Annotated in this window: 16 protein-coding genes and 3 pseudogenes; 13 read left to right on the top strand and 6 right to left on the bottom strand. The window is 62.7% G+C overall.

All coding sequences use genetic code 11. The features are described from left to right. Nucleotides 1-172: 172 nt before the first annotated feature. Together istA (KXD96_RS14555) and istB (KXD96_RS14550) are read left to right on the top strand one after the other, a co-directional pair. Nucleotides 173-1285 (top strand): annotated as a pseudogene (istA, locus tag KXD96_RS14555) (IS21 family transposase); the annotation flags it as partial. Next, the gene (gene istB / locus KXD96_RS14550; RefSeq protein ID WP_260736539.1) at nt 1285-2088 is read left to right on the top strand and encodes an IS21-like element helper ATPase IstB; all 804 of its coding nucleotides are present in this window, start codon (nt 1285-1287) and stop codon (nt 2086-2088) included. The pseudogene istA (KXD96_RS14555) and the gene istB (KXD96_RS14550), both read left to right, overlap by 1 nt. A gap of 424 nt (nt 2089-2512) precedes the next feature. On the opposite strand, the gene KXD96_RS14545 is transcribed toward istB (KXD96_RS14550), so the two are convergent. After that, nucleotides 2513-3265: an HpcH/HpaI aldolase/citrate lyase family protein gene (locus tag KXD96_RS14545; protein ID WP_260736537.1), complete on the bottom strand. Its 753-nt coding sequence runs from the start codon at nt 3263-3265 to the stop codon at nt 2513-2515. 2 nt (nt 3266-3267) lie between these two features. Continuing rightward, a complete protein-coding gene (locus KXD96_RS14540) occupies nt 3268-5079 on the bottom strand; it encodes a thiamine pyrophosphate-binding protein (RefSeq protein ID WP_260736535.1) in 1812 nt (603 codons plus the stop codon). A 344-nt stretch (nt 5080-5423) separates the two neighbouring features. On the opposite strand from KXD96_RS14540, the gene KXD96_RS14535 reads away from it, so the two are divergent. The 5 genes from KXD96_RS14535 to KXD96_RS14515 are packed head-to-tail and all read left to right on the top strand — an operon-like array spanning nt 5424 to nt 9891. After that, a complete protein-coding gene (locus tag KXD96_RS14535) occupies nt 5424-5921 on the top strand; it encodes a hypothetical protein (protein WP_313901583.1) in 498 nt (165 codons plus the stop codon). Then, the gene (locus KXD96_RS14530) at nt 5914-7272 is read left to right on the top strand and encodes an enolase C-terminal domain-like protein (RefSeq protein WP_260736533.1); all 1359 of its coding nucleotides are present in this window, start codon (nt 5914-5916) and stop codon (nt 7270-7272) included. Before KXD96_RS14535 ends, KXD96_RS14530 begins: the two co-directional genes overlap by 8 nt. Further along, nucleotides 7257-8363 (top strand): mannitol-1-phosphate 5-dehydrogenase, encoded by a 1107-nt coding sequence (locus tag KXD96_RS14525; RefSeq protein WP_260736531.1) that lies wholly within the window; start codon nt 7257-7259, stop codon nt 8361-8363. The genes KXD96_RS14530 and KXD96_RS14525 overlap by 16 nt, the downstream gene beginning before the upstream one ends. Then, a complete protein-coding gene (locus tag KXD96_RS14520; RefSeq protein WP_260736528.1) occupies nt 8360-9181 on the top strand; it encodes an inositol monophosphatase family protein in 822 nt (273 codons plus the stop codon). Before KXD96_RS14525 ends, KXD96_RS14520 begins: the two co-directional genes overlap by 4 nt. Then, on the top strand, nt 9178-9891 hold the full coding sequence (locus KXD96_RS14515) for a hypothetical protein (RefSeq protein ID WP_260736526.1): 714 nt from the start codon (nt 9178-9180) through the stop codon (nt 9889-9891). Before KXD96_RS14520 ends, KXD96_RS14515 begins: the two co-directional genes overlap by 4 nt. A 541-nt stretch (nt 9892-10432) precedes the next feature. Here KXD96_RS14515 and KXD96_RS14510 read toward each other — a convergent pair. After that, nucleotides 10433-11365 carry an NAD(P)-dependent oxidoreductase gene (locus KXD96_RS14510; protein WP_260736523.1) on the bottom strand — a complete coding sequence of 311 codons (933 nt, stop codon included), beginning with the start codon at nt 11363-11365 and terminating at the stop codon, nt 10433-10435. 291 nt (nt 11366-11656) lie between these two features. Then, the gene (locus KXD96_RS14505; RefSeq protein ID WP_260736520.1) at nt 11657-13609 is read right to left on the bottom strand and encodes a hypothetical protein; all 1953 of its coding nucleotides are present in this window, start codon (nt 13607-13609) and stop codon (nt 11657-11659) included. 637 nt (nt 13610-14246) lie between these two features. On the opposite strand from KXD96_RS14505, the pseudogene KXD96_RS14500 reads away from it, so the two are divergent. Further along, nucleotides 14247-15223, top strand: a pseudogene (locus KXD96_RS14500) (IS481 family transposase). A 54-nt stretch (nt 15224-15277) separates the two neighbouring features. On the opposite strand, the gene KXD96_RS14495 reads toward KXD96_RS14500, so the two are convergent. Further along, a complete protein-coding gene (locus KXD96_RS14495) occupies nt 15278-16027 on the bottom strand; it encodes a bifunctional 2-polyprenyl-6-hydroxyphenol methylase/3-demethylubiquinol 3-O-methyltransferase UbiG (protein ID WP_260736519.1) in 750 nt (249 codons plus the stop codon). 225 nt (nt 16028-16252) lie between these two features. On the opposite strand from KXD96_RS14495, the gene KXD96_RS14490 reads away from it, so the two are divergent. The 5 genes and pseudogenes from KXD96_RS14490 to KXD96_RS14475 all read left to right on the top strand — a co-directional run bounded on the left by KXD96_RS14490 (nt 16253) and on the right by KXD96_RS14475 (nt 21698). After that, nucleotides 16253-16873 (top strand): class I SAM-dependent methyltransferase, encoded by a 621-nt coding sequence (locus KXD96_RS14490; protein ID WP_260736517.1) that lies wholly within the window; start codon nt 16253-16255, stop codon nt 16871-16873. Nucleotides 16874-17065: 192 nt separating this feature from the next. After that, nucleotides 17066-17423 (top strand): annotated as a pseudogene (locus KXD96_RS28780) (IS3 family transposase); the annotation flags it as partial. Nucleotides 17424-17584: 161 nt separating this feature from the next. Beyond that, entirely contained in the window at nt 17585-18802 is a 1218-nt protein-coding gene (gene istA / locus KXD96_RS14485) for an IS21 family transposase (RefSeq protein WP_225601309.1), read from the top strand. Continuing rightward, nucleotides 18802-19614: an IS21-like element ISMyma9 family helper ATPase IstB gene (istB, locus tag KXD96_RS14480; RefSeq protein WP_225601307.1), complete on the top strand. Its 813-nt coding sequence runs from the start codon at nt 18802-18804 to the stop codon at nt 19612-19614. The genes istA (KXD96_RS14485) and istB (KXD96_RS14480) overlap by 1 nt, the downstream gene beginning before the upstream one ends. Nucleotides 19615-19706: 92 nt before the next feature. Next, entirely contained in the window at nt 19707-21698 is a 1992-nt protein-coding gene (locus KXD96_RS14475; protein ID WP_260736507.1) for an acyltransferase family protein, read from the top strand. A 149-nt stretch (nt 21699-21847) separates the two neighbouring features. On the opposite strand, the gene KXD96_RS14470 is transcribed toward KXD96_RS14475, so the two are convergent. Further along, a complete protein-coding gene (locus KXD96_RS14470) occupies nt 21848-22723 on the bottom strand; it encodes an NAD(P)-dependent oxidoreductase (protein ID WP_260736506.1) in 876 nt (291 codons plus the stop codon). Nucleotides 22724-22796 lie beyond the last annotated feature (73 nt).

Raw genomic sequence — 22796 nt, 5'->3', positions numbered from 1 at the left:
CCACGGCGCTGACGCGCCGAAGGGCATCAGGTAGGTCTGGGCAGATTCATGGCCATCAACGGGCACTTTCATGTCCGCCAGTGGGCAGAACTTATTGGCCGCGAACGGGCACTTTCATGTCCGCCAGCGGGCAGTTTTTCATGTCCGCCGACAGGCGCTGGCTGATGATGAACCGCCGAAGTACGAACGGCCGCCACGCGGTTCGATCGTCGACGAAGTCGAACCACGCATCCGTGAACTGCTTCAGGTCTATCCGACGATGCCGGCCACGGTGATCGCCGAGCGGATCGGCTGGCAGCGTTCCATCCGGGTGCTCTCGTCGCGGGTGGCCGAGCTGCGGCCGGTCTATCTGCCGCCGGACCCGGCCTCACGCACGGCCTACGTGGCCGGGGAGATCGCCCAGTGTGATCTGTGGTTTCCCGACGTCGAGATTCCGGTCGGGTTCGGTCAAACCCGCACCGCGACCCGGCTGCCGGTGTTGACCATGATCAGCGCCTACTCCCGCTGGCTGCTGGCCATGCTGCTCCCGTCGCGGCGGGCCGAGGATCTGTTCGCCGGCTGGTGGGAACTGATCAGCCGGCTCGGCGCGGTGCCGCGAGCACTGGTTTGGGACGGTGAAGGCGCGATCGGACGCTGGCGGGGTGGGCGGGTCGAACTGACCAAGGAATGCCAGGCATTCCGCGGGGTGCTGGCCACCAAGGTCATCGTCTGCCGGCCCGCCGACCCGGAAGCCAAAGGGCTTATCGAACGCTCCCATGACTATCTGGAGCGCTCCTTTCTGCCGGGCCGGGCGTTCGCCTCACCGGCGGATTTCAACACCCAGATGACTGACTGGCTGACCGTGGCCAACACCCGCACCCGTCGCGCCCTGGGCTGCGCCCCGACGGATCGGATTACCGCGGATCGGGCCGCGATGCTCGCGCTGCCGCCTGTGGCGCCGACGGTCGGCTGGTGCTCGTCGCTGCGGCTGCCCCGGGATCACTACATCCGTCTGGACAGCAACGACTACTCGGTGCACCCGAGCGCGGTCGGTCGCCGGGTCCTGGTCCGGGCGGACTTGGATCGGGTGCAAGCGTTCTGCGACGGGCAGACCGTCGCCGAGCACGACCGGATCTGGTCCACCCATCAGACGATCTCCGATCCGGTGCACGTGGAGGTGGGGAAGGTGTTGCGGCGCAGACGCATCCAGATCCCACCACCCCCGCTCGCCTCTGAGGTGCCGGTGCGAGACCTGTCGTCCTACGACACCGCGTTCGGGGTGGATCTTGACGGCGGGGCCGCCTGATGGCCACCACCAAAACCACCACTGCCGGGCGGGACGTGACCACCGAGTTGGCGTATCTGACCCGTGCACTCAAGGCACCCACCCTGCGGGACTCGATTGCCCGGTTGGCCGAACGGGCCCGGGCCCAGAACTGGACCCACGAGGAATATTTGGCGGCGTGCCTGCAACGTGAAGTCTCTGCTCGCGAATCCCACGGCGGCGAGGGACGTATCCGAGCGGCACGCTTCCCGGCACGAAAGTCTCTGGAGGAGTTCGACTTCGACCATGCTCGCGGACTCAAACGCGACACCATCGCGCATCTGGGCACGCTGGACTTCGTCACCGCCCGCGACAACGTCGTGTTCCTCGGCCCACCGGGCACCGGCAAGACCCACCTGGCCATTGGGCTGGCGATACGGGCCTGTCAGGCCGGCCACCGCGTCCTGTTCGCCACCGCCGCCGAATGGGTCGCCCGACTCGCCGAAGCGCATCACGCCGGACGCATCCACGCCGAACTGACCCGCCTCGGGCGCTACCCGCTCATCGTGATCGATGAAGTCGGCTACATCCCGTTTGAACCCGAGGCGGCCAACCTGTTCTTCCAACTGGTCTCGGCCCGCTACGAGCGCGCCAGCCTGATCGTCACCTCCAACAAAGCCTTCGGCCGCTGGGGCGAGGTGTTCGGCGACGACGTCGTGGCCGCCGCCATGATCGACCGCCTCGTCCACCACGCCGAAGTCATCACCCTCAAAGGAGACAGCTACCGACTCAAAGACCGCGACCTCGGCCGCACACCTACCGCAGCGGCCACCACTGAGGAATAATCACCAACCACCCCGGCAGGGGGTCAATTTTCACCTGCCGCCAGGGGGTCAATTTTCAGCCGCCGCCGACAAATGGATCGGCCACCATCACTGCGTGGTGTCTGCCCTCAACCCGGAGCTAGACGCCGAGGTTTCCGCTGACGTAACCGAACGGACCGGTGGCGCTGATTCATCCGCTCGCTGCTCTGTAGCCCCGGCCGGTAGTTGGGGCCGTTCGCGCCGTCGTTGTCGTTCCAGTTCCAGTTGCCATGTCCAAGGCACAACGTCGACGCGGGCCTCGCCGAGGGCGGCAGCATGCCCAAGACCAAGTCGGTCATGCGAGTGCACAACCTGGGAGACCCGTTCAACCTCGGGGCGATCACGGCGATGTTGGGTCACGAGTCCGAACCGTTGAACGATGGGCGAGCTCTGTTCTGCCAGCGATCTAGCTGAAGGAGGCGCGCAGTGCCGCGCCACCTTGGTAAGCGAGTTGCAGGTCCGATCCATACTCGATGAGCGTCGCTCCGAGGTCCGCGAGGCGTTGAACACCTTCGGCGGTGTCGGTGAATGCCCCCAACCGCAAGCCCTTCCCGGTCACCAAGGTGGCGACCTTCTGCATCGCCTCCGCGACAATCGGGTTCCAGACGTCCCCGGGCACACCGTAGGAAGCCGACAGATCCCACGGGCCGATGAAGATCGTGTCGATCCCCGGCACCGCCGTGATCGCCTCGATGTTATCAACGCCCACGTGGTCCTCGATCTGCAGGACGAGTCGGACATTCTCGTTGGCTCCACGCATATAGTCGTCCTTGGGGACATCGCTGAACCCGGCCGCACGCACGAAGCGGCAGAGACCACGTCCTCCCTCCGGCGAGAAGTGACTCAAACGCATGGCCTCTTCTGCATCCGCGGCGGTCTGGACGAAGGGCACCTGCACGTAGCGGACGCCGAGGTCGAGCACCTTCTTGAAATACATCTCGTTGCGCAGCGGGATGCGCACCACGAGCGGCATGCCGTGCAGCTCCGCCGCCAGCACCATCGGGTACAGCGCAGCCGGTTCCAAAGGGGTGTGTTCCATGTCGGCCACCGCAAAATCGAAGCCTCCGCGCGCCAGCACCTCGACCATCTCCGGGTGCGGACACTTCATGAACGGCCCGAGCGAGAAGGACGTGCCGTCGTAGGCGTGGCTGCGCCGCATTGCTACTCCTCCGGAAGCATCGGGATGAGCATGTTCGCCGCGAGTTGCTCACGCGACAGGAACGGCGCGAGATCCTCCAGCGGAGGTGAGAACAGCGTGCCATCCGGACGCACCTTCACCGCCATCTTCGGGCCGAGGAACTGCTCGGTCGGGATCATGACCTCGGCGAAGACCGCCCCCGGTGTCTCGAGTACGTCCTCGATGAACTCGTCCACCTTGGTGTCGTCGGTGAGGCGGAAGTGCTCGAAGCCGAAGGCCAGCGACAACCGCTCAAAGTCCGGCACTGTCACTCCGGACTCTGGCGTGCAGGCGCTGAGGCGGTCGCCGAATATCGCTCGCTCCGTGTGCTGGATCGTCAAGTAGCCGACGCTGTTCAGCAGGAAGATCTTCAGCGGCAGCTGGTGATGAATCACCGTCTGCAGCTCCTGCAGGTTCATCATCAGCGAGCCGTCAGCGCCGACGAAGATCGTCCTCCGCCGACCCGAACCCACACAGGCACCGATCGCGCCGGGCAGGCCGAAGCCCATTTCACCAAGCCCCGTCGAGGTGACCATGCGCTGCCCGCGCTTGATGCGGATTGTCGCGTGCGTGCACGTCAGGCTCGTGCCCATGTCGGTGCAGATCACGTCGTCTTCGGTGAGGGCGTCGGAGAGGCGGTCGATGAAGAGGTAACTGTTCACCCGCTCCGGGACGTGTTCTTGGTGCTCCGGTCCGTAGGGCGGGTAGTCGCGGCGCCATTGCTGGACCCGCTGAACCCACGGCGTATACGACGACGGATCGATGCCGTGCTCGCCTGCGTCGAGCTGCCGCTCGAGCTCATCGAGGAAGTCGGCCACATTCGCGTTTACGGCCAGGTCCCACGGCGGGTCGAGCTTGGCGATCTCAGCGGGGTCGATCTCGACGAGCCCCTTCTTGGCAGCGCGTGCGAATTCAGTCTGCACGTAGCCGAGCTGGGGGATCGCCATGCGCGTGCCGAGACCGAAGACGAAGTCGCAGTTCTGTACCGCGAAGTTCGCGGCACGTTGCCCGTAGTTGCCAGCCCGTCCGGCCTGCAGCGGGTGGTCATCCTCAAGTAGGTCGATGCCGTTCCACGCGATAAGAGCCGGGATGCCGAGCGCTTCGAGGACCCGACGGAATCGGTCCTGCGCGCCGGCGAGACGGATACCGTTGCCTGCCCAGAGAAGCGGTCGCTCGGCAGCCCGCACCATCGCGAGGAACTGCTGCACCTCGGCGATCATCGACGGCTTCTCGACCGCCGGCGGTTCAAAGGACGGCAGCTCGTCCCAGTCGACCTGTGCGAACTGGATATCCTGCGTGATCTCGACCCAGACCGGGCCGGGACGCCCTTCGTAGGCGAAGTAGAGCGCCTTCTCAAGCTCGTAGCGAAGCTGCTGAGGCTTCTGGATGCTCGTCGCGTACTTTGTCACAGGCGTGACGATCGAGACCATGTCCAGCCCCTGAACTCCCTTGCCGCGCAGCGCGGTCGGCGGATTGAGGAAGGTGGAGTTTTCTTGTCCTGCGATTGCCATCATCGGGATCGAGTCGAGGTGGGCACTTGCGATGCCGGTGACCATGTTCGTCGCGCCGGGGCCGGCCGTGCACATCATCACGCCGAGCTGACCAGAGAGGCGATGTGTCATCGACGCGGCCATCACGCCGGCCTGTTCGTGATGCGGGCAGAGGTAGTTCAGATCGGGGTGCCGCGCGATCGCGTCGATGAGTCGGATATCCGACGCACCGCTGATCACGAAGATGTCGCGGGCACCGGCGCGCGCCAGAAAGTCTGCGAGCGCCTCGGAAACGGTCTGTATCATGCCTGCTGTCCCTCCTCACCGCGTTGCATAGCGAGTTGATCCTAAAGAAGGGTGACCTCGCGAGGGGAGGCCCGGTGTGTAGCTCGCCCGAAGGTCGGTGGTGATGGCCGCCCGCCGTTGACCCACCGGTAGCGAGTCGTGACATGAGTCCACCTCTGCAGTTTGTTGGCGGAATCCAGATCTTATTCGTCGGTCCGGAAAACGCGCCGGGGTCGTCTGGCCATTGCTAATCTGACATCTGCAATCATCTACGCCACCGGATACTGCGTCGGGGGAACGACTGCTTTGCAATTTGACAACCGGCTATGTGAGCCATATCCCTCTCGGGTGGTCACGGGACCCGCATGCGTCAGGAGACCGACTTCCGGACCAGACCAATGGTCTTGGTAGGTGGCCGGCCGGTGCTGTGGCACGTCATGAAGGTCCTTAACCAGCACGATATTTCCAAGTTCGTAGTCTGCACGAGCTATAAGGATGAGTACGTCGATAACTACTTCTCAAACTATGACAGCAACGTCTCCATTTGGTCGACGCACGATCGCTTTTTCCAGGGTAGAAAGCTCGGCACAGACGTATCGAACGGCGTGTTCATCCCAGAGTACGCGTCCCTCGATGCGACCTTTGTATTGCAGTATCGCAGCGCGCGGGCACTGGCCGCACGTTACAAGGTGTTGGACAGATTGTTGTTCCCAGACCTGTCCGGTCCGGTGTTGCTGGAAGTCTTCGCGTACGCCGACCAGGCAGGCGAGCCGCTTGTGGCGTCGCGTCCCAACGCTCAAGGCGAGTTCGTCAGTCCATCGCTGGCCAACATAGATCCGCCGATCGACGCGATTCATGTCTGAGACCGTGACGCGTGAAGAGCTGGTAGCCGCCCTGACCAACTTCCGGTTCGAGGCAGGTAAATGGCGGTTCGTCGATCTGCGTATCGACATTCCGCCTGGATCGTTCGGCAGCGATGCGATCAACCCGCACACACAGTATTCCAACCCGGTGGCGGTGGCGGAGGGTGACGCAGGCCCAGCGGTCGGCGCCTCGTTCACGCTCGGCGCCGGCAACGAGATGATCTGTGCCGGTGGGGAATTCATCGTCAACGAACTCGACGGGCTCACCGTCGCTGACCTCATGGCGCGCGGGCGCGGATTCTACGAGACCTTGACCAATCCCCTGCAGCTGCGCTGGCTTTCGCCGAATGCGGGCTTGCCGTTGATGGCCGGCGGGCTAGTGGTCAACACGCTGCTCGACGCCGCCTCGAAATCCGTAGGGTTGCCGGCGTGGGAGTTTCTCGCGCGGCTGCCGACCGATGTTCTGATGAGTCTTATCAACCTGCGCCATCTCGACGAGCGCTATGATGCGGCAACGGTGCGCCGGGTTTTAGACCTAGGTCTCTCCGACATCGACATGCGTTGCGCTCGTCTGAGAGCGGAGGGTTTGCCGGTCTATTATACGACTTGGATCGGCTATGACGCTGAAACGATTGCGAAGCAGATCGTCGCCCAGCATTGCGACCGCGGCATCCCCATGTTCAAGGTGAAGATCAGCAGCGACATCGAAGGCGATGCGCGGAAGCTGACCCGCATACGTCAGCTTGTTCCGGAAGAGATCGATCTCTGCGTCGATGCCAATCAGACGCTCGACGCGAATGAGGCACGCGCGTGGCTTCGGCTGCTCGCAGACCAAGGCGTCAAATGGCTCGAAGAGCCGTTCGCACCCGACAATGCTCGATTGTTTCAGGATCTCGTGGGATTCAAGCACGACAACGCCCTGGCTTGCGAAGTTGTGACCGGCGAAAATTGCCCCAATCACTTCACCGCGTCGGCGCTCATCGATAGCGGCATTGATCGCTTTCAGGCTGACCCATGCCGCATGCTCGGTCTGATCGATGCGATCCTTGTGACAGTTGTAGCGGCACTGCGCAATTGCGCGGTGACGCCGCACGCCGGTGGCTCGGGACTCGACGAACTCTCGCCGCACATCCAGCTTTTCAATCTGGCGCGCATCCGCACCGACTTGGCGCCGTCTGCTTCGTTGACGGAGAATGTCGGCTTCTGCTCCCGGTTCTTCGCCGCTCCGACCATCGTGAAGCAGGGACGGGCGTTAGCACAGCAGACCCCGGGTTTTCTAGTCGGGCTTGAGCCCGGCGTGATGCACCACGTACGCAGCTACCAGGAGGGCGTGTCTTGGCTCACGCTCTGATCATCGGCTGCGGTGCCATCGGCCGCGGCTTTGTTCCCTGGATCCTGCAGAACTTCGAAGTCGATTTCCACGACGCCTCGCGCGAACTGACGGCGGGGATTTCCGCACAGGGCGGTTACAGCTCCTATATGAGCGATGGCGAGAACCTTTCGCACATGCGGGTGACACCGCGAAAAGTTACGGCTGACTTCGGCGAGCTGAACCCGGCGGACTACGACATCGCCTTTATTTCCGTTGGGCCACGAAACGTTGAGCGGCTGCCGGCCGGCGTGTCGCGGATCGCCTGTCCCATCTACAGCCTCGAGAACGACCCGATCACCGTCGACTGCATCAAACAGCGCTATGGATTGGAGGCGGTCTATTTCGGCGTCCCGGACGTGATCACCTCATCGACTGCCGCGCCCGAAAGCCTCGCCAAGGATCGCTACGCGATCCACACCGAAAACGGCGTCATGTACCTGCAGCACAGCGACCGTGTGTCCGACAGTCTGAAGGCGGCGCTGCCCAACGTGAAATGGCTTCCTGTGGAACGACTTAACCAGGAATGGGATGCGAAGCTCTACATCCACAACACGCCGCATTGCATCGCGGCGTATCTCGGCTTCATCGCGGGATGCACCTATGTGCACGAAGCGCTGGCCAAGCCAGCGATCCGGCGCGTGGTCGACGGGGTGATCGAGGAGCTGCTCTACGCCCTCAAGGTCACGACCCACTACGACCACCACTTCATCGAATCCTATGCCGAGAAGGAGGTCCGGCGCTTCGCGAACAGGCTGCTGTTCGATCCGGTCAGCCGCGTCGCGCGCGAGCCGATCCGCAAGCTGCATCCCTCTGGCCGTCTCACCGGGGCGCTGCGGCTGCTCCTGTCGGCGGGAGTTCGGCCGGTCTATCTCACGATCGGAATCGGGGCGGCACTGCACTATATGGCGAAGGACGACAAAGATTTCCGCCAGCTGTCACATCTTGATGAGTTCGGCCTGCCGGCCTTTTTGCAGTACCACCTGTCGCTGCGGCCTGACTCGCTTGAATCCCGTTACATCGAGCAGTCTTTCGCGGGAGTCAGCGCGTATCTTCGCCGGGAGATCGCATGAGCCTGCTGTCCCTCGCCGCGCAGGTCTGCAACGTGTTTGGCGCCGCTGGAGATAGCGGGCTGAGAATGGTGCAGAAGGTCAAGGATGATCAGGCGCGCGATGTCGTGTCGGCGCTAGATCAGCGGCTCCATGCAACGGCGGCATCTTATGTCGCTGACTGCATGCCTGGCTGCAGCCTCCTCTCGGAAGAAGGCGCGGCGCCCAGCGATGGTCTTGCGGCGCTCGCACAAGGCGAATGGCTTGTAGTCGATCCGCTGGACGGATCGAATAACTATGTCCTGTCCCTGCCCGGCTATGGGTTCATGGCCGCCCACCTCGTCGACGGTGTTGTCGCCGGTTCCGTCGTAGTCTTACCCGAGCACGACCTTTACATCGTTTTTGAGCATGGCGAGCTCTTGCTCTCCCAGCCTTTCGCGCCGCCGTCGGCTGCGGCCTCGGCGCCGATTTACTACGCCTATCCGCCACGGTTATCCGAGGCGAGGCGCCGGGCCCGCGCAGAGCTCCTCGATCTCGTTGATCGGCGGTCGGCCGGGCTATATCGCTACGGATCAGCGTGCATGGGTGCGTACAACTTGCTGCGGGGCCGACACGGCGCGTTCATCGGTCATGGCGTACGTGTGTGGGATGCGCTTGCCTATGTCCCGCTGCTGCATTGGTTCTGCTTGCCTGCCAGATATCACCTTGGGGCGTCCGACCTGACGTTGATCGCGGGGTGGGATGAGACATTTGTCGATGAAGCTTGCGCGGTCATATCCGCCAACGAGGCGATCACCTTCAGTCCGGTCTCCCGTAACGCAAAGCTGGTGATCTCGACTTGAGCCGAGCGCTTGTCCTCTTCTGCGGCGGTCCGCCCATCTATTCGGGCTCGCCCAAGCCGTTGCAGATGCTGCCCACGGGCGAGACGCTGCTTGAACGTTTCCTGCGTCATGTTGAGCCCCGGGTGCCCAGGGACGTCGTGATCCTTTGCGACTCCGCATTCGCCGCGGAATATGAGGCGGTCGCCGCACGTCTGGCCTATTCCGCTGCCCTTCGAGTGCACGCCTGCGCGGATGGATCCACCACGCTGACCAAACTCAGCGAGTTCCTCGACTCCGGCTATCCAGCCGACCGCGTCGTCGAGTTCAGCTATCCAGACGTATTCGTGGCCGGCGACATCGCGGCGCCCGCGGATGACGATCCACGGCTCGTCGATGGCGTGTTCATCAGTTACGCGCCCATCTTCTCCCGCTTCCCGCGCCTGGTGGTCGACGCCTATGACGGCGAAGTAAAAGGAATTTCAAATCACTCCAGTCATGTTCCGGCAAACCCGCTGCACGTCTTTGGCGGTCACCTGATAGCGCGCGTGGGCGTGATCAAATCGCTGCTGGAGGCCTTTCAAACCGAGGCGATGCTGCCGTCGCCGAGCCTGGAGTTCGACATGTTCTACTGGCTCATCAACACGTCGCGCATGCACGCGATGGCAATTGACGGCAGATGGGTTCAAGCCGATTCTCGGCGCGAAATCGCGGTTGTCGTGAGCCAGTTCTGATGTCAGCTTGAGGGCACCCGCCCGCCGTAGGTAGCGGGACGACTGATGACGCGCTAACAGCACGTTGCGTTTGCACGCCTCGTAGCCTCTATTTCTCGGGTGACGGGCCTGATACGGGGCTGTCCGATTTCGCGGTAAGCCACCGGCGCTCGACCACAAACGGATACGTCGCAGTGCGGCGACGTTGAGGATAGTCTTGAAGCAGTTGATTTGGCCGCCACGCATAGTGCACAGTCTCTGGCGCTCTCTGACTGAGATACGTACGAACCGACTGCCTTCGCCTCGAAGTGATTAACTCCCACCGCCGACCTGCGAGATCTCAGCGTTTGACGAAGTGATAAACCACGACGAAGGACGTGCTTTGAACGAAACAGTTCTGCCCTCAGTTGACTGCGAAACCATCGGCACGACCGCGCTCGGTCAGTTTGACCGTGACCGTCTAGTTCGCCAGATAGACAACTGATTTCGACGAAGGTTGTCTAGAGGCTGCTCAGAGTAAGGTCGCCGAGACGTGAGGGGACACCAGTGCGCGACGAGATGGTCAAGCTCGGCCGAGCACCCCGAGGGCGGTGATCTCGATTTGACGATCAAGCGGCGCGGTCGCGAAACCCCAACGCTGGCAGTGCCGCTCCCAATCTTGGCCGTCGGAATGGTATTGGTCCGGATCTCGCGGATCGACCTCGTCACGGCTAATCACGGCGCCGGGACGCACCACCGCGGCGACCCGCGCCGCAAGCTCGGCCATCTCCACCAGCTCTCCGCCGCTGTCGATCGTGGCCGGACCGACGCCACCCTCGGCGATCCCCAGCGCCAGCAGCTCCTCCGCAAGTACATAGCGGCGAAACACAGGACGCCGTGCCATGATCCGGATGGCTCCCGCATCAGCGTCTCTGATCATCGAGCCCAACGCGTAGGCCTGCGGTTGCTGCACGTGAGCACCGGAGATGCTCCATGCCCGCGCGACCACCGGCACCGCCCCGCTCCTGGCGGCTGCTTCCGCTATCCGGTGCTCGGCCTCACGCTTGAGGTAGCCGTACGGGTTTTCCTCAATGGGGCGGTCGAGAGCGTCATGCGGGTAAACCGCCGCACCGCTGGAGACGGTGAGTGCAAGACGTACCCCGGGGAGCCGCGCCGCGTACACCATGTGTTCGGTCAGGGCGCGGTTAGCCGCGACGTACTCGTTGAGGGGCATGTCATTAATTCGGTTTCGGGTGACAAACGCGCAGTCCAGCACAACAGTCGGTGCGAAGCCAGCCACTTCCCGGTCTTCCCATACGCGGCACTCGATCTCGCTACCACCGACTCGGATGATGCGGGCTCTGCTTGCCAACGCCAGGGTGGGAAGGCCCAGCGGAGCGAGCAGGTCAAGTGCAGTCCGGCCGAGCCAACCCGACGAGCCGGTGACGAGTATTCGGTCGTTTCTGAGCTCTTGTGCCGCGAGCGCGCGCGCACTGGCACTGACCAATCCTGTCACGTGGCGGGCAAGAGATTCGTCCCGGCGCGCCTACGTCCGCGCGAGTCTGGCGTGCATCCGAATATGATGCGGGAACAGCGATTCAATGCGTTCTGGCAGCGGCCACTCACCCGAGCATCACGAACGTGTAGGCCGTGGTGTCGTCCAACGCTTGGTCCGCACCGCAATGGGGGTCGCGTACGCGGCCCCAGCAGCGTTGCGTCTTTCGATGGCCTCGACGCGCGCGTTGCCACGCCTATGCGTTCCGCGAACGGTATCTGGTGACCGGCGCCAGAAACTGCGGCTGGGTTCTCAGGATCGGCTGCCACTCCCTTCGCGCTTGAGAAGCTCGTAGTCGCCGAATGCTGCGATCGGCACAAAGCCATGGTCTAGGTAGCTAAGCAGCGGACCGGATGGTAATCCGTAACGACGAAGCCCCCGGAGCCACGGCTCGTTTTTGAGCAGGCAAACGCCGTCGATCGAGCGGAGGTCTTTGACCACTCTCTGCTGGTATGCGTCATCGAATGTGATTCTCCAGTCAGTCGGCGTGTAACCGGTGGGCGGTTGTTGCCGCGTCCAGAGGTAGAAGCTGTTCATCTCCGGCGCTGTCACTAACGATTTGCAGTTTTGATCTATCGCGGCGACCATCGCCCGGTAGTTGGCCGCTTCTTTGGGGTTGACGCGGACGTCTTGGGCGCCCGGCAGTCCGAGTGAGACCGAGCCGCCATAGGCGGCCCGATCTCGAGCCAACCCCTGCATGAGCTCCACGCTGACGAGTACAACCATGGCTCCTGCCACCGCGATCGTGCCGATAGCAAAAGGGGCGCGTCGCTTGCTCTGATCAGCGCGGCTGATGGCGATCCAGCGCACTCCGTTGGCGATACAGAGGGCCCCCACCGGGATCAGCAGCAAGGCCGAGAAGGACAATTGGTTGCCCGCGATAGGGAAGGCGTGCAATGCCTGTAAGACGGCCAGTGGCGGCAATAGCATGCGCGCGAACTGGGTCTCTTCGTCCGGCTTGCCGGGCGGCTCGATCAGCGCCACCCAGGCCAAGCAAACGAAGGCTAGCCGAGTGGATCTCGCCATAGAGCCGATCACAATCGGCCCAATCCCGACGGCTCCGATCTCAGAGAAGGCCATGAAGAGGCCAACGAGGATGCTGAGCGCCGCGACGAGCCAATTCCAGGTGAGGGTTAAGCGAGTCTGGCGGACGCGGGCGATGTACCAATAGCCGAGCGCGCCGACCAAGGCCAGCAGGTCAAGGACGTAGGTCCAGTTCGGCAGAGCGAGCGGCACCGACCACACGGTGGGGAAACGCAGCGGCAACGCGATCATCTCGATCAGTCCGGAGGGGCTGGTTCCGGTGGCGAGAATCGCCAAGAAAGCTATCAGAAGGACGAGGAGGAGGCCGCCGACAAGCCACCAAAGTTCTTTGGAATCACGGCGGTTGGCAGAGCGGGCTCTGAGCGCAATTACGACTGCGAGCGCGGCTACAGAGACTTGGAGTGCGTAATGGCGAACCCAGGCTTCGCCCACCTTTGAGCTCGTCACCAGCAGCGGCAGCACCACGAAACCGACCTCCACCACTGCCCGCAGCCAGCGACGCTCGGCGCAGGCCGGATAGGTGACTACGCAAACCAAGGCCATGGCGGCAAGAGCGAAAATGCCGACGTTGATTTTCACCAGCATCATGGCCATCACGGTGCAGCCGAGCAGGGCCATCGAAAGCCTTGAGGTGCGACCGCGGACGAAGCAGGAGAACGCCATGATCGCTGACAGCAACAAGACGATTGTCGCGCCAGCTTGCATCGGTGTCGTTGCGAGGGTGGAAAGCGTCATGAATGTAGCCAGCTGGGTCGCCAGGCCGAGAACAATACTGCCGGTCATGCGCCAGGTGGACACCCCGATAAGCAGACTCGAGAGAACCCAGACGATCATGCTCGCCGTTCGGCCATCGTCGTGACTAACCGAGTTCCCGAAGATGGAGAAAATCCCGCCCCAAAACCCGTAGTAGAACGGGCCGTAGCCGGTGAAAACGTTATAAAACCAACCGTGATCGAGGAACGATTTGATGGCGAATAGAAAATAGCCCTCGTCGTCATTAAAGCGGCCGTAGCCGGTAAACATCCGGTAGCGAGCGATCGAGAATGTGACTACCGTCACTGCGGTGAATGCCAGCACACCCAAGCTAGGCCGAACGCGCGCTAGCCACAGTCCGGGCGAGTTGCGTTCGACTTCTTCTACATCAGAAACGGCATCTGCCATGGCAGTATCCACCTCGTCGACTGGCCTCGAACACAGTGACCATACAACGAAGGGGTGGCTTCGGTCCGCGGATTGTCAACCACTGTCAAGGCATCTCCGGGCCCGATCGCTCCCGGGTCGAGAGGGCATGTTGGATCCGCCTCGTTGTTCCGGTTACTGGCTACGAACCGCGTCCGCTCTTTGGCCAAACATTCTCTTCGTGGTTGCTCGGGCTAGTGCAATCCTCCCTCGAGTAGAACTGCGCGTGAGAGGGGGCTATTCAGACTCCTAAATCCGAGGCCTCGCGGTAGCTCCGGGTCCAAGCCAACGATCACGCGGGTTGCGGGCCACTCACGCGCCTGTCGTCGGCCATCAAGCTCCAGCTAATTCATTGGGCCGTAACTACTTTCGCGACTAGGGTGCAAATGAAGGCCATGTGTTCCGTGACCTACGGCCACCCCGTCTATAGCGCCGATCGATGGACTTCTGCGTCGCCACCACCAGCCGCGGTAACCGCCACCCTGCGATCATGCATCGCACCGCCGGCGGCACCCCTAGGTGTACCCGGCCGACACGTTGGTGACGGTTGTTGATTGTGGGGAGGACCTCCGGGCTTAGTGGAGATGTCTGACGTCTTCACAACCGCACGGAGGTCCTCGTGTCCCACGCTAATGCTCGATTAACGATTCATGGCCGCGCTCTGTTCGTCAGTCGGATTCTCGGTGATGAACGCCCTGTCGCCCATGTCGCTTCGGAACTGGGTGTTTCGCGGCAATGTGCACATCGTTGGGTACGACGTTTCCGCGAGGAAGGGATCACGGGTCTGGTGGAGCGGTCATCCCGGCCGCATAGGTGCCCGCGCCGCACGTTGGTGGCGATCGAAGACGCGGTAGTTGCGTTGCGCCGCAGTTCGCGCCGCGGCCAGGACTGGATCGGTGTCGAGCTCGGTGTGCCGGCGCGCACGGTCAGCACGATCCTGCGCCGCCACCAGATGCCCTATCTACGTGACTGCGATCCGCTGACCGGTGAACCCATCCGGGCATCGAAAACCACCGCCGTTCGCTACGAACGCACCCGCCCCGGTGAACTAATCCATATGGATGTCAAAAAGATTGGCCGCATTCCTGACGGTGGTGGGTGGAAGGCCCGCGGTAGGGCCACTGGCAACACCTATGCCCACAAGGTGGCCCGCACCGGATTCGATTACGTGCACTCCGCTGTCGATGACTACTCCCGGCTGGCGTACTCAGAGATCCTCGCCGACGAAAAAGGGACCACGTGCGCGGCGTTTTTGCTGCGCGCCGCCCGGTACTTCGCCACCTACGGCCTCACCACGATCGAACGCGTCATCACCGACAACCACCTCAGCTATCGGCGATCAGCCGATGTAGCGGCTGCGATCACCTCCCTGGGCGCCACCCATAAGTTCATCCGCCGCACTGTCCTTGGCAAAACGGCAAGGTGGAGCGCTATAACCGCACACTGCAGGTCGAACGGGCCTACCGCCAGATCTTTACCACCAACAACGCCCGCAGCGCAGCCCTTGCCCCCTGGCTCGAGCACTACAACAATCAACGACGCCACTCAGCAATCGGAGGCCAAACCCCGATCAGCCGACTGTCACCAACGTCGTAGCCGAGTACACCTAGACGCGCGAGTTGAAGCCGACAACTTGTGAACCCGGGACTTCTAAACCGATCGGCGTTGTTGGCCTGGCGCCAGTCTGAGAAGGGCGTTCCAGTAGGGGACAACGACAGTCTGGTATCTGGGCTCGGGAATAATTCCTGAGAGCAGGCGGAGCGGTGCGCGAACAGCCTTGTGTCGCAATGGCATCAAGGATCGAAGACGCTTAACTGCGGCGTCGTCGGGAAGGCAGGCTCTGCCTTGCCCTTCATCGTCACCGGATTTGACGCCCGCGAAGTACAGGTCGAAGTTGGTAGGCAGGTACCAAAATCGGTAAGCCGTGAACATTGAGCCGAGAGGTAGCGAGTTAGCGAAGTCGCCCTCATCGAGGTTCCGGTAATAATCCATGCCGACCGCCTGGGTTCCGGGCGACAGAGCCTTGTCGGTGCGCGCCGTACCGTGCTCAGGGCGGCCGCGGGACGCGCAACTGAAAGCGACCAGCCCACCGGGACGCGTCATGCGGACCATATTCGAAAAAGTCTCGCGCCAGTGTGGGTCATGCTCGAAACACTCGCCCGAGATGGCGACGTCGTAGCTGCCGTCGCGGTGGTCCAGTTCGTGGCCGGACCCCACCAAGTCGACACCAGGACCCGCAATGAGGTCGACTCCCAAGTAACGCCCCGCAGTTGCGAATATCTTTCGCACGCTGCCATTGACGTCGTACGAACCGATTTCCAGCACGCTTGCGCCCTCAACAAGGGCCTTATTCGCTTCGACGACCGCGTTGAAGAAGCCGATCTGCTCAGGGTGGCTCACGGCACCTACGGTAACGGACATCGACCACCACATGGCCCTACTCGGCGCGGCTGGCGTCCTTCTCCAACATAGTGCGTCAGTGAAGTGGCGTGGGCCTGCGTTGGGAGACGCTGATCGCCGCACACGCGATTAGCCCAGCCCCACTGACCATTGAGTCGACCTTTCACCGGAATTGCCAACAAAAAGGGGTCCTGTCAAGTCAACCCCGATGCTAGGCTCCCGCGCATGACCGCCCTTAGCTTGGTTCGCCGTGGGGTCCACGCTCTTTCAGAGCAGCCGAGGGCATTCGACGCCCTCCGCTGGGTCCTCATGGCCGGATACCGGAGCCATAAAGAGGCCTGGCGCAGGGAGGGCATCACCGAGGCGGCATCGATCCTCGACCTAGGGTGCGGGACCGGCGCGATGGCGGGCTTCTTTCGCCCCGAGGGCTACGTGGGGGTAGATATAAACCCGCGCTACATCTCGCGCGCCCGCACCAAGAAGGGCCGCTATCGTTTCGAGGTTGCGGACGGGCGATCCTTGCCGTTCGCGGACGCCTCCTTCGATGCGGTGCTGATCGGCGGAGTGATCCATCACCTCGATGACGATTCCGCGCGAAGCGTCCTAGAGGAAAGCCGCCGCGTTCTTGTGCCCGGAAAGGGCATCCTGGTGATGTGCGAGGCCGTTCCGACACGGAGGCGATGGAATTCGATCGGGCGCCTCGTCGTCGCGCTGGATGAAGGAGATTTTATCAGCCCGGCGGAGCGCTACCTCGAGTTGGCCCGCGAAGTTTTCGGCCAACCCGTCCGCCACTATCCGATCTCGGCCGGTGTAGGCGACGGCGTGGTGATTGTGGCCCACAACTAGCCGGCGCTGCGCCGAGGATGATCCTTCTCCGGAGAGGCTCGCAGAGCAAGTCGCGCCTCGCGGTCATTTGGGGGAACACGCGCTTGACGGTCAAGGGAACGGGGTGATCACCGCCCCTGAAATTAACGCGGGAAGTTGGTGGAAGGCCACAAGCCGTGAAAGTCATACCGCGTGGAGGGTCAGACCCTAAGGTTCGTCATCGGCGCCTGCGCCGGATCGATCGTTGGGTGGGAGGGCCTCGGCATCCAAGCACGCCCGGCGTCAGGTCGTCGATCCACCAGTCCGCAGCGCTACGGTCGCACCACGGCCACCGATCTCCGAGGCCATCCCCAGTCGGGGCGCCAGATCTCTCAGTGCACCAGTGTGAGATTCGATGAAGCACTGAGCCTTTCGGGTTTACGACGATCGGTAGCAGCGTCGGCAATGCCTACGACAACGCATTGGCCGAGACCACGATCGGGCTCTAGCAGAACGAGTGCATCCGAGCGGATTTCCGTATCGCCGCGGCCCGCTGCGCATCCTCGGCGACGTCGAATATCTCACCGCCGAAGCCGAAGCCGAAGTACTATTCGCAACACGTGACCGACTAACCGGGTAGCCAACAGAACCCCCGAGGGTGCATGACACCCGGGATGCTGTCGGTTCCGGTCGAAAAGTGAGCAGGTGATTCCGGTCGAAAAGTGAGCACCCTTCGATTGGAGAGTGATCACTGTGGAGGATTGGGCTGAGATCCGCCGGCTGTATCGGTCGGAGAAGTTGTCGCAGGCTGCGATCGCCCGACGGCTGGGTCTGTCACGCAACACTGTGGCCAAGGCGCTGGGTTCGGATAGTCCGCCGCGCTATGAGCGGGCGCCGGTGACGACCTCGGCGTGGGCGCAGTTCGAGCCAGCCGTGCGAGCGGTGCTCAGCGCGTATCCGAGGATGCCGGCGACGGTGATCGCCGAGCGAGTGGGTTGGACGGGTGGGCACTCGTGGTTTGGGGAAAACGTTGCCCGGATTCGCCCGGAGTACGCCCCGGCTGATCCGTGCGACCGGCTGGTGCATCTGCCCGGTGAGCAGGTGCAGTGCGATCTGTGGCTGCCCGGCCGGGTGGTGCCCGACCATGCCGGAGTGCTGCGATCGTTTCCCGTATTGGTGATGGTGGCCGCCTACTCGCGGTTTATCGCCGCGATGATGATCCCGTCGCGGGTCACCGGGGATCTGCTGGGCGGCATGTGGCAGCTGCTCTCGGGGTGCATCGGCGCGGTGCCGCGAACATTGTTGTGGGACAACGAGGCCGGGATTGGTCAACGCGGTCGGCTTGCCGACGGGGTGGCCGGGTTCTGCGGAGTCTTGGGCACCCGGCTCATCCAGGCCCGCCCCTATGATCCGGAGACCAAGGGGCTCGTCGAGCGGGTCAACGGCTATTTGAGGTCGTCGTTTCTGCCGGGTCGGCGGTTTTGCTCGCCTGCGGACTTCAACACCCAGCTCGCGCAGTGGCTGGCGCAGGTGGCCAACCCACGCCGGCACGCTACGACCACGATGATCCCCGCCCAGGCGCTGGGCACCGATCTGCAGGCGATGGCCGCGCTGCCGCCGGTGGCCCCGGCCACCGGCACCATGATCACCACGCGGCTGGGTCGCGACTACTACGTCAGCATCGGCGGCAACGCCTATTCGGTGCATCCCGAGGCGATCGGTCGGATGATCACCGTGTCCGTATCGCTGGATCGGGTGATGGCCCGCTGTGGTGAGCGGGTGGTCGCTGACCACCAACGGCTCTGGGGCACCGCGGGATTGGTTGGTGATCCTGAGCATCTGGCCGCGGCGGCGATCATGCGGGAGAACTTCCGGGACCGCCCGACGGCGGGTGCTCACATGGACGTGGAGGTCCAAGTCGCCGATCTAGGGGCCTATGACGCGCTGTTTGGGACCGGGGAGGTCGCCTGATGGCCACCAAACGCGCTCCCGTTCCCGGGGAGGCGGACAAGCTGATCGCCCACCAATCCCGGCTGCTCAAAGCCCCGCGGATCGCCGCCCACTACGGGCGGCTGGCCGAACAAGGCCGCGCTGCGGGCTGGTCACTCGAGGACTACCTGGCTGCCGTGCTAGCCGTGGAATCCAATGCCCGGGCCGAATCTGGTGCCCGGCAACGCATCCGCTATGCGGGGTTCCCGGCGATCAAAACGATCAACGACTTCGACTTCACCGCCCAACCCCACGTCGACCGCGCACAGATCGCCCGCCTAGAAGCCGGCGGCTGGCTGGCCGAAGCCCGCAACATCGTGCTGCTAGGACCACCGGGCACCGGCAAAACACACTTGGCGACCGCGTTAACGATCGCAGCCGCCCAGGCCGGGCACCGGGTCGCCTTCGCGGCGGCCACCGGCTGGGTCACCCGGCTGGCCGAAGCCCACCGCATCGGGCGCCTCGATTCCGAGCTGCGCAAAATCTCGCGCATCGGGCTGATCGTCATCGATGAAGTCGGCTACATACCCTTCGACACCGAAGCGGCCAACCTGTTCTTCCAACTGGTGTCCACCCGATACGAGAAATCCTCGATCATCTTGACCTCTAACCTGCCGTTTTCCCGGTGGGGCCAGGTCTTCGGCGAGGCCACCATCGCCTCAGCGATGATCGACCGCATCGTGCACCACGCCGACGTCATCGCCCTCAAAGGGGCCAGCTACCGCATCAAACACACCGCAATCGAGTCCCTGCCCTCCGTCGAAGCCGACCGTCAGGCAGACTCAACCCCGTAAACAAACCTGCTCAGTTTTCGACCGGAAGAAACTGCTCAAAATTCGACCGGGGCCGACAGATGCTTCGAATCGGCAGAGATTGAGGAAGGTCTGTGTCTGGCCTGAAAGCTGAAGCTCAGCCCGTTGAACCAACTAGGAGCCACGGCCGCCGACTCGACATTCAAGGACTCCGAGCAGTCGCGGTTCTGCTGGTTGTGGCGAATCATGCCCGACTGCCGGTCCCGGGCGGGTTCGTGGGTGTTGACGTCTTCTTCGTGATTTCCGGTTTTGTGATCACCGGGATGATCCATCGCGAGAGGTCCACTGGGCGTTTCGGGTTCGGCCGGTTTTACCTCAGGCGGTTCAAGCGGCTAACCCCGGCTCTGGCGCTGATGGTTGCCGTGACGATGGTCCTGTCCTTTTGCCTACTGTCTCCGTTCGGCTCGCAGCAGACAGCAGCGCAAACTGGCATTGGTGCAATGTTGCTGGTGGCCAACTTTGTGATCGCCCGAAACACCGGCGGCTACTTTAACTCACCCGCGGAATCGAACCCCCTCCTTCACACATGGTCGCTCTCAGTTGAAGAGCAGTTCTACCTGGTATTCCCGGCGATTCTGGTCCTCAGCTGGGTGTTGTCCGAGCGTGGAGGGCGACGGTGGGCGCGAGCGACCCTCCTCGCCGGCACCGTCGCACTTATATCGTTTGGACTCGCGGCGATGGGAGCCGACAGACTTGCTCCGGGCGGTGCAGACTGGTTCCTGGGGTTTTACAGCCCGTTTACCCGAGCATGGGAATTCGCCGTGGGCGCGCTGCTCGCCATTGCCACCACGAGTCGCTCTCTTCGCTCGGACAAACTCGCCCACGCGCTCGCCTGGCTCGGTGTAGCGCTTCTCGCGGGGTCGGCCCTCTTGATCAACTCCACCACTCCGTTTCCCGGCCCGTGGACCCTGCTTCCGGTAGGCGGAACTCTCCTCGTGATCGCAGCCGGCACTCATCACACCACCCAAGCAAGCCGCGCCCTCGCGCGTCCAGCCGTTGTCAAGGTCGGAGACTGGTCCTACTCGATCTACCTTTGGCACTGGCCCCTGGTGGTGTTCGCCGTCCACCTGTGGCCCGATGTCGGCTTCGCACCCCTCGGAGCAGCAACACTGTCTCTCCTGCCCGCCGTCGCCTCCTACCGATGGGTAGAAGACCCATTGCGACGGCTTGCACTGATGACTCGTCCACGAACTCTCGCTCTCGTTGCGGCAGTAGTTTCGCCAGCCATCCTCCTGGCAGCAACTGTCGGCCTCGCTGCGGACAGGTACTGGTTACCACGATATAAATCGGGCGCCGTGCCGATCACTCATCGGGGCGATACGGGTTGGACGGATTGGGACGCGTATCTACGCAAGACCTATCACCCGTGCACGGACCAAGCCATTCGCGATGCCGCTCTCAAATGGAAAGGCATTAGTAATTGCTACCAATCCAAGCCAGGTTCTCGCATAGACGTTGCTGTTGTCGGAGATAGCCACGCGGAGGCCTTTTTCCTAGGGCTCGCCGACGTTTCACCCGACAAGAATATCGTCTACTATTCGTCGAGGGGGGTTCCGATAAGATCCGCAACCGGCTACTATGATCGAATCATTGAGGCGGTCGCGTCAGATCCAACCATTAAGACAGTAATTCTGACCTCACTGTGGGCTGTACACGGAGTACCAATAGATGGGCTCGTGCACACCTTTCGAGCCTTCACGTCGAGATCAAAGGCGGTCTTTGTAACCGACGACGTTCCTGTCTTTCAATACTTCGATCCCGTGGGCTGCAAGTATCGCGTGGCTCCGATCCTGCCCTTCCCGAAATGCAGCGAGAATCGACACGTGTTTGACGCGGCATACGCACAGTACTACCCAAAGCTTAGAGCGGCCGTCGACAGAGTGCCGGGAGTCCAGCTCCTCAACACGGCGAAATATTTCTGCGACAATTACGTTTGCAGCATGAATAAGGGCGATGCCCTCTTGTACCGCGACAGCAACCACGTGAATAACGTCGGCAGCAGGTTTCTCGCCAACCATATGCTCGCCGACTACCCCGCGTTCAGAGCTGCAATAACCCAACCCTGAAGGAATAGCCTAGTTAATTGTCATCCGTCCGCCAAACTCGAATTATCGGGCTACAAGGTAGCCTCGAACTCCTGGTCGGCACAGACTGCCATGCCACTAGGTCTACGACAGCAAGCATGGCCGTCCCGGCACCGATGGTTGGCGCGGGCCTACGGTGCGATCGCCGAGGGCGATGAGATCGAACTTGGGAGGAAAGCGCTCCGCAGTATGCCGTCGTACACGCGCTTGACGGTCACGGGAAACGGCGTGATCGCCACGTCCTGAAATTCGCGCGGGAAGTTGGTGGACAGCCGCAAGTCTCGAACGTGATACCGCGTGGAGGGACTAGTCCCTAGCGCGATGCGGACGGTGCGGTGGGCAACTTGTTGCACCGTCCGCACGACGGCGCAGACGGACACGGGTCGTTGAGACGAGATGTTGCGCAGCACGGGCGTCGACGGCTGGTCGCGCACCGCATTGTCAACCAGTGTGCGCACCATCGCGGCGGCATCATCGACGTACAAGTAGTCCCGGAGTGTCTCCATCGGTACGAAAACGTTCAACGATTGGCGGGTGATCGCTGCTCGGCACAGCTGACTGACCAGACCCTGCTGTTTCGCGAGGTTCTGGCCAGGCCCGGCAAGGTTGGACAACCGTCCGATCACAAGCGGAACCCAGCCTTCAAGCTTCGTCCGCAGGATCTGCTCCTGAGCGAGTTTCATCTCGCCGTAGGGACTCAGTGGCCGTGGCGTCGTCGCCTCGCTGAACGGCGGATGAGTCGACCCGGCATACACGCCACCCGCGGAGGACGAGAGGAAGAACGCACCCCGGCCAGCCGGCCGCAACTCGCGCATTTTCGTGACTAGGTGGGACATGATGCGCGTCTCCGCGACAAGTTGGTCGCCGGTGGAGCCGATGATCCCGCTGCCGGCGGCCCAAATAACCGACCAATCGTCGTTTCCGGCTTCGCGGACAAATCGCTGAAGATCGGAGTCGAGCACCCCGACCGCTTCATCGTGGTTTCCCCAAGGCACCGAAAGTTCCATGAATCTCGGGCCCATCGCCCGTGACACGGCGCTGCCGAGCAGTCCGCCGCGACCGATGATCCAGGTAAGCACG

This window comes from Mycobacterium sp. SMC-2 (assembly GCF_025263485.1).
Lineage (GTDB): Bacteria > Actinomycetota > Actinomycetes > Mycobacteriales > Mycobacteriaceae > Mycobacterium.
Note: the sequence above shows the minus strand (reverse complement) of the source record. Positions and strands in the feature narration are given on the sequence as shown.